The sequence below is a fragment of the Streptomyces cyslabdanicus genome, assembly GCF_052663305.1.
The window spans coordinates 74,416-86,338 of sequence record NZ_JBQRUW010000040.1 but is presented as its reverse complement, the minus strand read 5'-3'; the positions used below and the strand labels follow the sequence as shown (position 1 = coordinate 86,338).

The window sequence follows — 11,923 nt, the reverse complement described above, 5'->3', positions numbered from 1 at the left end:
AAGGACAGCGACAGAAGGACGACTCAGGAGGCGGACGGCTCGATCTCCCCCGCAAAGACGATGACCTGGTCGATGAGGCTCCGCCGCAGATGGACGACGTCCGTTCCCGTCAGGCGGGGGCCTCCATCCGGCGTGGTGAAGACCCACTGGTACCGGGCCCACTCGTCAGGCATGTCCACCGCTGAGCAGCGCACCATCGTGCCGGTCCCCGCCGGGTGGCGCCGGATGTCCAGCACGAACCGCTCGACCGCCGCGATTCCTTCGCTGCGACCCAACGGCCCCCAGAAGACCACGTCTGAGGTCAGGGCCTGGGAGAGCAGGGCAGTCACATAGCTGTCGTCCGAGGCGTTGAACGCGGAGATGAACGTGTCGATCGCGGAGCGTGCCGTCTCTTCCTGCATGCCCCAGTAATACCAGCCATTGCGCGTGCGCTCGTCCCGCGAGCCGCCTTCCGATCACGGTGGACCATCCCGGTCACAGCACTAGCCGACAAGTAGACCAGCGTGGTCACCTGATACTCGCGCGGACGAGCAGCCGCGCCCGCCACCAGCCAACCTCACCCAACCCAGCCCAGGATCTCCACCGCCGGTCCCTCGGCCAGGAGCTTGACCAGGCCCAACTGGCGGGCGTGAGTGATGTCCGCGTCGGGCTGCCTGGCCCTGACACCGTTGCCCTCGGACTCGGACTCGGACCCGGGCCCGGGTCCGCGACGTGTCATGGCGCGGGACCACCCGCCCGCCCCGGCTCAACCCGGCGCGACGAAACCGGACTCGTACGCCGCGATGACCGCCTGGGTGCGGTCGCGGGCGCCGAGTTTTGTCAGGACCCCACTCACGTGGGACTTGACGGTCTCGGTGCCCACCACCAGGCGCGCGGCGATCTCCGCGTTCGACAGGCCGCGGGCCATGAGGCGCAGCACCTGTTCCTCCCGGTCGGTCAGCGCGGCGCGCTCCATGGCCGTCCGGGCCGCCGTGTTGCCGTGGTCCTCGCCGTACCTGGCGGCCAACTCCCGCAGCGCCGCCGGGAACAGCAGCGAGTCACCCGCGGCCACCAGCCGTACCGCGTGCACGATCTCCGCCGGGCGCGCCCGCTTGAGCAGGAAGCCGTCGGCGCCCGCGCGCAGCGCCCCGTACACGTACTCGTCGTTCTCGAAGGTCGTCACCACCACGATTTTCGGGGGGTTCGGCACGGTGCGCAGCACGGCCCGGGTGGCCTCGATGCCGTCCATGAGCGGCATGCGTACGTCCATGGCGACGACGTCGGGGCGCAGTTGCCGCACCAGGGGGATCACGGCGGCCCCGTCGGCCGCCTCGCCCACCACCTCGATGTCCGGCTGCGCCTCCAGCACCGCGCGCAGACCCGCCCGTACGAGCGGCTCGTCGTCGACGAGGAGAACGGTGATCGGCATTCGTTCAGCCTAGTGTGCCGGCAGGCACCGGATCACCGCAGCGGCAGGTCGACGCGCACCAGCCACCCGTCGCCGTCCCGGCCCGCCCTGGCCTCGCCGCCGAGCAGCGCAGCCCGCTCCCGGATCCCGCGCAGCCCGCGGCCACCACCCGCCCTGACCGCGCCGCCCGCCGCCCTGACCGCGTCGGCCGTCGAGCCCCCGCCGCCGGCCGTCGAGACCGCGCCGCCGGCTGTCGAGCCCGCCCCGGTCAGTGAGTTGCGCACCTCCAGCCGCAGCCGTGCTCGCTCCACGGCGATGCGGACGCGCACGTCGACGGGCCCCGCGTGCCGCAGGACGTTGGTGAGCGCCTCCTGGAGGATCCGGTAGCCCTCGCGGGAGACCGGTTCGGGCACGTCCTCCAGCGGCCCGGTCACCTCGGCGTCGACCCGGGCGCCCGAGGACCGCGCGGATTCCAGCAGCCGGTCCGCCTGGCCGAGAGCGGGGCGTGGGCCGGCCGGCCGTCCGGTGTCCCGGAGCATGAGCAGAACCTGTTCCAGGTCCTCCAGCGCGGCCCGGCCGGTCTCCTCGATGGCCTCCAGCGCCCGGTCGGTGAACTCCGGGTCGGCGGCCGCCCGCGCGGCACCCGCCTGGACCACGGCCAGCGTCAGCGCGTGGCCGAGGGAGTCGTGCAACTCCCGCGCGATCCGGTTGCGTTCCAGCAGCCGCTCGGTGCGCTCCTCCAGCTCCGACAGCCGCTCCCTGACCGACGGCCCGAGCAGGCGGCGGGCGGCCTGGGCCATGAGGGCGCCCGCCGCGGCGGTCACCGCGAGCAGTACCAGCACGGGCGCCGGGACGAGGAGGGCATACCACCAGCCGGACCCGGGAACCTGAAGGAACGGGTCGGCGACGGTGGGATCCCCGACGGCCGCCCCGACGAGCGACAGCGAGAACGCCATCAACTGGCCCGACACCAGCGCGACCGCGAGTCCCGCCTCCATGCGCAGCACCATCCAGGCACCCGTTCTGGCCCGGTCGCTCCACGAGGCGGACGGCGTGGCGGAGACCCCCGGATCCTCCTCGCCCCTCACCCGCGCGTGCGGCCCGGGGAACAGCATCAGCCGCGCCTGGAGCCCCTCCGCGCGGCGGATCGAGGGCACCAGGGCCACGGCCAGCACCAGAGGGACCGGAAGAACCGCGATCAGCGCCCAGTCGGCGGCCGACGGGGCGACCAGGCCCGGATAGACCATGGCGCAGACGATCGGCACGATCGCCCCCACCAGCAGGTGGAGCCAACGGGTGTAGGTGACCGCACGGGTCAGTGGCGACAGCGGGCCTGGCATGCCGCCATCCTCGCAGCACGGGCAGGGCAGAGGTCTCCCCCGCATGGGGGAGACGGTTTCCTCCGGCGGGGGAGGCCCAACCCCCGCCCGCGCGGCCACGCTGTAGCCATGAACAGCATCCAACTGCGGGACCTCACGAAGGAGTACGGCGACACCCGGGCCGTCGACCGTCTGACGTGCAGTATCGAACCGGGCCGGGTCACCGGGTTCCTGGGCCCCAACGGTGCCGGCAAGTCCACCACCATGCGGCTCGTCCTCGGCCTCGACCGCCCCACCGCCGGCTCCGCCACCGTGGGCGGCCGCCCCTACGCGTCCCTGAGTGACCCCCTGCGCACCGTCGGCGCCCTGCTGGACGCGCAGGCGGCCCACGGTTCCCGCACCGCCCGCGACCATCTGCGCTTCCTCGCCGTCAGCAACCGCCTCCCGGCCCGCCGTGTGGAGGAGGTCCTCGAGGACACCGGTCTGGCCACCGTGGCACGCCGCCGCATCCGCACCTTCTCCCTCGGCATGCGCCAGCGCCTCGGCGTCGCCGCCGCGCTCCTCGGGGACCCGCCCGTCCTCATGCTGGACGAACCCGCCAACGGTCTCGACCCGGAAGGGATCGTCTGGATGCGCGAGCTGCTGCGCCGGCTGGCCCGGGAGGGCCGCACGGTCCTGGTCTCCAGCCACCTGATGAACGAGACCGCGGCCTTCGCCGACCACCTCGTCGTGCTCGGCCGGGGCCGGCTGCTCGCCGACACCCCCATGGAGGACTTCATCGACCAGCACAGCCAGCCGCGCGTCAGGGTGCGCGTCGGCGCCCCCGCCCGGCTGCGGGCCGCGCTCCTTGCCGAGGGATACACGGTGGCGGACGGCGGCGGCGACGGCGACGGCGGCGGCCCGCTGGTGGTCGAGGGCGCCAAAGCCGAGCAGATCGGAGCAGTCGCCGCCCGCGCGGGCATCCCGGTCCTCCAGCTCATCGACGAACGGGCCTCCCTGGAGCAGGCCTATCTCGCCCTCACCACGGGCGAGGCCGAGTTCGCCGCCGCGGCCACCGAGACCGCCGCGGCCACCGGGGCCGCCGCGTCCCCGACCACCCCGCAGGAGGTGTGACCATGTCCGTCACGGCCGTTCTCCACTCCGAGTGGATCAAGATCAGGTCGGTGCGGGCGAGCTTCGGCTCGCTCGTCGCGGTCTTCGCCGCCACCCTGGCCATCACCCTGCTCGTCTACTCCACCGTCGGCCGGGCGGAGGCGGACAACGGTGAGGATCCCCTCTTCGGCGCCTTCTACGCGATCAACTTCGCGCAGATCGCCGCCGTCGCCTTCGGGGCCACCGCCGTCTCGTCCGAGTACACGGGCGGTGCCCTGCGGATCTCCCTGTCGGCCGTGCCGCGCCGTGGCCTGTTCTGCGCGGCCAAGACGGCCGTCCTGGGGGCCGCCGCCCTCGCCGTGGGGCTCGTGACCGGATTCACCACGTTCCTCGTGGGCCAGGCGTTCCTGGGGGAGTACGCCATCGGCCTCGACGCGCCGGGAGCGCTGCGGGCCTGCGTCGGCGCCGGGATCTACCTCGCCCTGATGGCACTGCTCGCCGCGGGACTGACCTTCCTGCTGCGCAGCGCCGTCGCGGTGCTCAGCCTGCTCATCCCGTTCATCCTGATCGTGTCCTTCGTGGTCGGGGACATCGCCGAGGGCGCCGCCGGCTATCTGCCGGACCGGGCCGGACAACAGGTCCTGCACCAGCAGGTGGCCGGCGGTCCCGGTCCGTGGACGGGGCTCGCGGTGACCGGGCTGTGGGCGGTGGCCGCGCTGCTGGCCGGCTGGTGGTCGCTGCGGCGACGCGACGCCTGACCCTCGGCCTCGGCGTTCCCGCCCTTCGGCCCCCGGCGTTCCCGCCTCCGGCCCCGGTGCTCCAGACCGCCGGGGCCACTCTATTTGCGTGTCGATGCAATAAGCGGCACACTACCTGTCGGCACCCGCCTGTCGCGCCGTGCGCGAGGCCCGTGTCCCCCGACGGAACCGCATGGCTGAACGGAGGCACTCGTGGACATCGACCCACCCAGTCCGAGCGGCCTCTCCGGCGATCTCTGACCGCCGCCCCGGTCGTCCGCTTTTTTCTCGTTCTTCTCGTTCCTTCTTGCTTTCCTCTTTCCCCCTCCTTCTTCCCCTCTTCTTCCCTTCTTCTCTTTTTGCCGCTTTCTCGCCGTACCCTGTCATGCCTGGCCCTGGGCGAGCGCCGCCGCCGCGGCGCGCTCGCACCGGGGCACCCATGTGCCGCAGTCCGGGCGGAGCGCGGTTGGAGGTGCCTGTGATGTCGTTCCGGACGAGTGCGCCCGCCTCGCGCTCGCGGGCCTCGTTCCCCGCCCGGTTCGCCGGCGGTCTCACCCGGATGACCTGGGTGGACCTGGTGGTCGCCGCAGCGGTTCTGGTGTTGCTGTACGTCACGCTGCACGTGGGGAAAGGGATCACGGTCTCGTTCTCCACCAGCCAGTCCGCGAAGGTGGACACCGGCATCGAACAGCTGCCCTACGATGCCGCCCGCTCACTGCTGCGCATGTTCGTCGCCCTGACCCTGTCCACGGTGTTCACCTTCGTCTACGCCTACGCCGCCGCCAAGAGCCGCCGTTTGGAACGGGTCCTGATCCCGGCGCTGGACATCCTCCAGTCCGTGCCGGTGCTGGCGTTCCTGACGGTGGCGGTGACCGGGTTCGTCGCCCTGTTCCCAGGCTCGATGCTCGGCCTGGAGTGTGCCTCGATCTTCGCGATCTTCACCTCCCAGGCGTGGAACATGACCTTCGGCTTCTACCACTCCCTCACCTCGCTGCCGCGCGAACTGGACGAGCTGTCGCGGTCGTTCGGCTTCACCCGGTGGATGCGCTTCTGGAAGGTGGAGCTGCCCGCCGGAATGATCGGCCTGGTCTGGAACGGCATGATGAGCTTCGGCGGCGGCTGGTTCTTCCTCGTCGCCTCCGAGGCGGTCACCCTCGGTCACACCGACTACGCCCTGCCCGGCGTCGGCTCCTACGCCGGGGCCGCGATCGCCGACGGCGACCTGGCCAAGGTCGGCTGCGCCATCCTCACCATGGCGATCATGGTGATCGGGGTGAACTTCCTGTTCTGGCGCCCGCTGACCGCCTGGGCGGAGAAGTTCAAGATCGAGCAGTCCGAGGCCAGCGAGGTGCAGCGGTCGGTCGTCCTGGACTTCCTGCGCCGCTCCGACTGGCCCCGGCTGGCCGGCCGCCTCCTGCGCCCGGCCGGCCGGGCGCTGAGCCGGGCCGGGCGCGTCTTCGGCACCGACGACCGGCCGCTCGTGGTGCAGCAGGGCAAGCGGCGCGCCGGGGACGTCGCCTTCGCCCTGGTGGCGGGCGGACTGATCGTCTGGGGCCTGGTCGACCTCTGCCTCTACCTGTACGACCACACGGGCCTGGGCGTGTTCGGCGAACCACTGCTGCTCGGGCTCGCCACCCTGGCCCGCGTCACCGTCCTGGTCGCCGTGGCCACGGTGGTGTGGGTGCCGATCGGCGTGAAGATCGGTTTCTCGCCGCGGCTGACGAGGATCGCCCAGCCCGTGGTGCAGGTGCTGGCGTCCTTCCCGGCGAACTTCCTCTTCCCGCTGGCCGTGTGGTTCTTCCTGCGGACCGGCCTGAGCATCGACATCGGCGGCATCTTCCTGATGGCGCTGGGCGCCCAGTGGTACATCCTGTTCAACACCATCGCCGGTGCCATGGCCATACCCACGGACCTGCGTGAGGCCATGGACGACCTCGGGGTGCGAGGCTGGCAGCGCTGGCGGCGGCTGATCATCCCCGGCATCTTCCCCTCGTACGTCACCGGCGGCATCACCGCCTCCGGCGGCGCCTGGAACGCCTCCATCGTCGCCGAGGTCGTCACCTTCGGCGGCGTCACGCTCACCGCCACGGGCCTGGGCGCCTACATCGCCCGCGCCACGGAGGAGGGCAACCATCCCCAGCTGATCGCCGGCGTCGTGGTGATGAGCGCCTACGTCGTCTGCCTCAACCGCTTCCTCTGGCGCCGGCTGTACCGGCTGGCCGAGTCCCGGTACTCCCTGTGATCCCCCTCCGTCCGCGCCCCGGGCGCCCACTCGTACTCCGCACCCCACAGCTTGGACATGCCATGGCGATGAACACCCTCCAGGTCACGCAGGACGCCCGCCCGGCCGACGGCGAGCTGCTGCTGGAAACCGTCGGCCTGACGAAGTCGTACGCGGGCGCCGACGGTGAACTGCCCGTGCTCTCCGGCATCGACCTTCAGATCCGCGCCGGTGAGGTCGTCGCGTTGCTGGGCAAGTCCGGCTCGGGCAAGTCGACGCTGCTGCGCTGCCTGGCCGGACTCCTCCCGGCCAGCTCCGGCACCGTCAGCTACAAGGGCGCCCCGCTGACCGGCGCCAACCCCGGTACGGCGATGGTGTTCCAGACGTTCGCGCTGCTGCCCTGGCTGACCGTGCAGCAGAACGTCGAACTCGGCCTGGAGGCCAAGGGTGTGCACCCCGTGGAGCGCGCCGAGGCCGCCCGCCTGGCCATCGACCTGATCGGCCTGGACGGCTTCGAGTCCGCCTACCCCAAGGAGCTGTCGGGCGGCATGCGCCAGCGCGTCGGTTTCGCCCGCGCGCTGGTGGTCGAGCCGGACGTGCTGATGATGGACGAGCCCTTCTCCGCCCTGGACGTGCTCACCGCGGAGAACCTGCGCGGCGAGCTGATGGAGCTGTGGGAGTCGGGCCAGTTCCCGACCCGGGCCATTGTGCTGGTCACCCACAACATCGAGGAGGCGGTCCTGATGGCCGACCGGATCGTGGTGCTCGGCTCCCGTCCCTACGGCACCATCCGCGAGGTCTTCGAGGTCGGTCTGGACCGGCCCCGCGACCGCAACTCCGCCGCCTTCGAGGACATGATCGACCGGGTCTACCGCACCATGACCGGCCGGCAGAAGGAGAGCCGTACCCCCGGCCGCCAGGAGCAGACCGACCTGGAGAGGCGGACGGTGGCCAACTCCCCGCTGCCGCAGGCGAGCGTGGACGGGCTGTCGGGCCTGGCGGAGCTGGTACTGCACCGGGGCGGGCGCTGCGACCTCGCCGATCTCGCCGACGACCTCGGCCTCGAGGTCGACGACATCATGCCCCAGGTCGACGCCCTGGACCTGCTCGGTTTCGCCGGGTTCAGCGGCAACGACCTGCTGCTCACCGACATCGGGACCGCGTTCGCCGGGGCCGACGTCCAGGAGTCGAAGACCATCTTCGCCCGGGCCGCGATCCAGCTGCCGCTGGTCAAGGTGATCACCAGCAGTGTGCGGGGCAAGGCGGACGGCACCGCGCGGGCGGGCTTCTTCCGTGATCTGCTGGCCCATCACTACACCAGCGAGCAGGTCGAGCAGCAGCTGGAGACGGCCACCGACTGGGGCCGCTACGCCGAGCTGTACGCCTACGACGCCGGACCCGAGGAGTACCGCCTCGACGACACCGGCGACGCGGCCGCGCCCGTGGGCGCCCCGTACGCCGGCTGAGCCCCGCGGGACCACCGCGTCAGGGGGTGCCGTCCAGGGCCGCGCGGCGCGCGCGCAACGGGTTGGCGGCGGCGGCCCGCCGCGGCGCGAGCGCGCCGTCCTCGCCGCCGGGGCCGCCGGTGCCCGGGCCGCCGCCGTCGGTGCCCGCGAGGTGCGCGGCCTCCAGCAGGGGTCGCACCTCGGCGGCCCGGTAGTAGATGCGCGTGCCGTCCCGGCGCGTGGTGACCAGACCGGCCGCCCGGAGCTTGGCCAGGTGCTGGGAGGTCGCGGCCACATGGGCACCCAGTATCCGGGCCAGCTCGCTCACCGGCTGCTCACCGTGGCTGAGTGCCCACAGCAGCCGGTAGCGGGAGGGGTCCGCCACCGCCTTGAGCACCGCCACCGCCCGGTCCGCCGCCTCGGCGTCCCACACCTGTCCTTGCGTATCCATGCAACTATGGTACCGGCGGTCCGCCGGGCGGCTCCAGCGCGGCGGGCTCCGACCTGGCGGGCGCGGGCTCCGGCAGCCGGGGCTTTCGCCGCCACGGGACGGGCCAGGACAGATCGAGGAACGCCTCGGCCTGGAGCGCGGCCAGGCTGATGCGGAGCAGGTCCCGACCCGCGGGATAGACCAGGAACCTCGGTTCCCACCGGGGCTGGAACTTGGCGTTGAACTTGTACAGCGACTCGATCTGGAACCAGCGGGAGAGGAACAGCAGCAGGCCGCGCCAGGCGCGCAGGGCCGGTCCGGCGCCCAGGCGTTCACCGCGGGCGAGCGCGGCGCGGAACATCGCGAAGTTCAGCGAGACCCGGCTGACGCCCAGGCCGGGGGCCTGCTGGAGGGCCTTGACGATGAGGAGTTCGTTCAGGCCGGGGTCGGCCGTGCGGTCGCGGCGCATCAGATCCAGGGAGATCCCGTCCGGGCCCCAGGGCACGAAGTGCAGGACCGCGCGGATGTCCCCACCGGGCGCGGGGGCGCCGCTTTCCGGCTCCTTGTGCGCGGTGACGACCACGCAGTCGCCGTCGCCGGGCGCGCCGAAGCGGCCGAGGGCCATGGAGAACCCGCGCTCCACCGCGGTGCCGCGCCAGGCGGCCGCCGCCGCCCGGATCTGCTCGGTCTCCTGCGCGGACAGATCGCGCACACGGCGGACGCGGCAGGCGTAGCCGCCGCGTTCGATGCGGTTGACCATCTGCCGGACGTTGCGCATCGGCCGCCCGGACAGGGTGAAGGCGTCGGTGTCGACGACGGCCTCGTCGCCGATCTCCAGCGCGTTCAGGCCGGCTTCGCGGGTCCACACCTCGCCGCCGGTCTCGCTGCACCCCATCACCGCGGGGACCCAGGCGTGTCGGGCGGCGGTGTCCATGAACTCCTTGATGGCACCCGGCCAGGCCTCCACGTCGCCGATCGGGTCGCCGCCGGCGAGCATCACCCCGGACACCACCCGGTAGGCGATCGCCGCCTTCCCGGTGGGGGAGAAGAGCACGTTCTTGTCGCGGCGCAGCGCGAAGTAGCCGAGCGAGTCCCGCTCACCGTGCCGGTCCAGCAGGGCGCGCAGCCGCCGTTCCTCGTCGTCGCCGAGGACGGGTACGGGTGTGGAGGGGCGCAGCGCGAGGTAGAGGGTGGTGGCCGCGGTCAGCAGGCCGAGCCCGGCGAGCGAGTAGTACACGAGGTCGCCGGTGCGGTCGCTGGCGTAGTGCACCGGTCCCTCGATGCCGACCAGACCGTAGGCGACGTGCTGGATCCGGTCGGACAGCGGGGCCGCGGCGACCTTGCGGCGGTGCGCGCCGACGATCAGCAGTCCGGCGCCGAAGCTGAAGGCGCTCAACAGGAGGAAGTTCCACACCGCCCGCCATCGGGTGCGCGGGTCGGACAGCGCGTAGAACTCCTGGCGGGCGACGAGCAGCAGGACGAACAGCAGCACGGTGACGGCGCCGGGCACGTGCTGGTGCCAGTGCAGCAGTTGCAGTGCCGCGCCCGTGGGCAGCAGGATCATCACCCCCCGCCAGGCACGCCGTTTGCGGCGGCGCAGCGCGTGCGCCAGCATCACCATCAGCACGCCCACGATCAGCGAGGCGGCGGTCGCCAGGGTCGACACGGCGCCGGGCAGGGCCACGGCCAGCGTCTGCACCCGCCCGTGCCGCACGCGGGGGAAGATCGCCCCCGCGATGTCGAGCACACCCACGAGCAGGCACAGATAACCGGCCACGGCGGGCACTCGGTGGTACGAGAGGGTGCGAAGACGATTCCGCGAGGAGCCTTCGTCGGTGGTCACGGAGTCCTTCACGAGGGGCCAGCGTAGAGCCTGCTGAGCGGGCGTGACCAGGGGAGGGGGTCGTAAGGGGGTCGTTGAACCCCGACGCTCCTCGGCGTGCTTCACTTAACGAATTGCGCAAGTGGGAGATGATGGCGTCCGTGCCGTGCGGGAGCCGGGACGGCCTGCCGGGGCGCGGTCCGAGCCAACCGGAGCGAACCGGCGTGAACCAGAGCGAAGGAGAGCCGCGATGGACGTCGGGAGCGGGCTCATGGGGCCGGGGGTCACCCGGACGACGGGTCGGCGCGCGGGACCGGGGCCGCGGACGGCCTTCGGCTCGGTGCTGCGGCGGCTGGACTGGCCGCTGCTGGGCGCCGCGCTGGCCCTGTCGGTGCTGGGCGCGCTGCTGGTGTACTCCGCGACCCGCGGCCGCACCCAGCTGACCGGGGGCGACCCGTACGCCTTCCTGACGCGGCATCTGATCAACATCGCCATCGGGGTCGCCCTGGCCGTGGGCACCATGTGGCTGGGCCCGCGCCGACTGCGGGACCTCGTCCCCGTCCTGTACGGCGTCACGCTCCTGCTGGTGCTCGCCGTACTGACGCCGCTGGGCGCGACGGTCAACGGGTCGCGGCGCTGGATCATGATCGGCGGGATGTCCATCCAGCCCGCGGAGTTCGTCAAGGTCGCCATCGTGCTGGCCATGGCCGTGCTGCTGGCCACCAAGGTGGACACGGGCGACCGGCCGAGCCCGGACAACCGCAGCGTCCTGGAGTCCCTGGCGGTGGCCGGCGTGCCCGCCCTGCTGGTCCTCCTGACGCCGGACCTCGGGCAGTTCATGGGCATCGGCGTGATCGTGCTCGGGGTGCTGCTCGCCTCCGGTGCCTCCGCGCGCTGGGTCACCGGCCTGCTCGCGGCCGGAGCCCTGGGGGCCGTGGCGGTATGGCAGTTGCATCTGCTGGACCAGTACCAGATCAACCGGTTCGCCGCGTTCGCCGATCCCGCCCTCGACCCGTCCGGGGTCGGCTACAACACCAGCCAGGCCCGGATCGCCATCGGGGCCGGCGGTCTGCTGGGCCAGGGGCTGTTCCACGGAGCGCAGACCACCGGGCAGTTCGTGCCCGAGCAGCAGACCGACTTCGTCTTCAGCGTGGCGGGGGAGGAGCTGGGCTTCCTGGGCGCCGGGGCGCTGATCGCCCTGCTCGGCGTGGTGCTGTGGCGCGCGCTGCGCATCGCCCGCGCCTGCCCCGACCTGTACGGAACGGTGGTCGCGACGGGCATCGCCGCCTGGCTGGCCTTCCAGGCGTTCGAGAACATCGGCATGAACCTCGGCATCATGCCGGTCACCGGGCTGCCGCTGCCGTTCGTCAGCTACGGCGGCTCGTCGATGTTCGCCGGCTGGGTCGCCGTGGGCATCCTCCAGGGCATGCGGCTGCAACGCCCGCTCTCCGCCTGACCCAGGGCCTGGCC

11 protein-coding genes are annotated in these 11,923 nt (G+C 72.3%); 5 read left to right on the top strand and 6 right to left on the bottom strand.

Features of this window, described 5'->3' with window-relative positions; genetic code table 11:
- Nucleotides 1–23 precede the first annotated feature (23 nt).
- The 4 genes from ACTYVM_RS23545 to ACTYVM_RS23530 all read right to left on the bottom strand — a co-directional run bounded on the left by ACTYVM_RS23545 (nt 24) and on the right by ACTYVM_RS23530 (nt 2,727).
- The gene (locus ACTYVM_RS23545) at nt 24–401 is read right to left on the bottom strand and encodes a nuclear transport factor 2 family protein (protein WP_012895409.1); all 378 of its coding nucleotides are present in this window, start codon (nt 399–401) and stop codon (nt 24–26) included.
- Between the two features lie 155 nt (nt 402–556).
- Nucleotides 557–718 carry a hypothetical protein gene (locus ACTYVM_RS23540; protein WP_445527845.1) on the bottom strand — a complete coding sequence of 54 codons (162 nt, stop codon included), beginning with the start codon at nt 716–718 and terminating at the stop codon, nt 557–559.
- A gap of 27 nt (nt 719–745) precedes the next feature.
- Entirely contained in the window at nt 746–1,408 is a 663-nt protein-coding gene (locus ACTYVM_RS23535) for a response regulator transcription factor (protein WP_445527844.1), read from the bottom strand.
- Nucleotides 1,409–1,440: 32 nt separating this feature from the next.
- Complete coding sequence (locus tag ACTYVM_RS23530) at nt 1,441–2,727, bottom strand: sensor histidine kinase (protein ID WP_445527843.1); 1,287 nt, start codon at nt 2,725–2,727, stop codon at nt 1,441–1,443.
- A 108-nt stretch (nt 2,728–2,835) separates the two neighbouring features.
- Between ACTYVM_RS23530 and ACTYVM_RS23525 the strand changes: the two genes are divergently transcribed.
- From ACTYVM_RS23525 to ACTYVM_RS23510, 4 genes are all read left to right on the top strand, one after another.
- The gene (locus tag ACTYVM_RS23525; protein WP_445527842.1) at nt 2,836–3,819 is read left to right on the top strand and encodes an ABC transporter ATP-binding protein; all 984 of its coding nucleotides are present in this window, start codon (nt 2,836–2,838) and stop codon (nt 3,817–3,819) included.
- Between the two features lie 2 nt (nt 3,820–3,821).
- Nucleotides 3,822–4,556, top strand: a complete 735-nt coding sequence (locus ACTYVM_RS23520; protein ID WP_445527841.1) for an ABC transporter permease — start codon at nt 3,822–3,824, stop codon at nt 4,554–4,556.
- A gap of 460 nt (nt 4,557–5,016) precedes the next feature.
- Nucleotides 5,017–6,777, top strand: a complete 1,761-nt coding sequence (locus tag ACTYVM_RS23515) for an ABC transporter permease (protein WP_445527840.1) — start codon at nt 5,017–5,019, stop codon at nt 6,775–6,777.
- 62 nt (nt 6,778–6,839) lie between these two features.
- Nucleotides 6,840–8,222 (top strand): ABC transporter ATP-binding protein, encoded by a 1,383-nt coding sequence (locus tag ACTYVM_RS23510; RefSeq protein WP_445527839.1) that lies wholly within the window; start codon nt 6,840–6,842, stop codon nt 8,220–8,222.
- Between the two features lie 19 nt (nt 8,223–8,241).
- Here ACTYVM_RS23510 and ACTYVM_RS23505 read toward each other — a convergent pair whose 3' ends face one another.
- Nucleotides 8,242–8,652, bottom strand: coding sequence for an ArsR/SmtB family transcription factor (locus ACTYVM_RS23505; protein ID WP_445527838.1), 411 nt, complete (start codon nt 8,650–8,652; stop codon nt 8,242–8,244).
- Nucleotides 8,653–8,656: 4 nt separating this feature from the next.
- A complete protein-coding gene (locus tag ACTYVM_RS23500) occupies nt 8,657–10,474 on the bottom strand; it encodes a phosphatidylglycerol lysyltransferase domain-containing protein (protein ID WP_445527837.1) in 1,818 nt (605 codons plus the stop codon).
- 250 nt (nt 10,475–10,724) lie between these two features.
- On the opposite strand from ACTYVM_RS23500, the gene rodA reads away from it, so the two are divergent.
- Nucleotides 10,725–11,909: a rod shape-determining protein RodA gene (gene rodA, locus ACTYVM_RS23495; RefSeq protein ID WP_445527922.1), complete on the top strand. Its 1,185-nt coding sequence runs from the start codon at nt 10,725–10,727 to the stop codon at nt 11,907–11,909.
- Nucleotides 11,910–11,923: the final 14 nt, after the last annotated feature.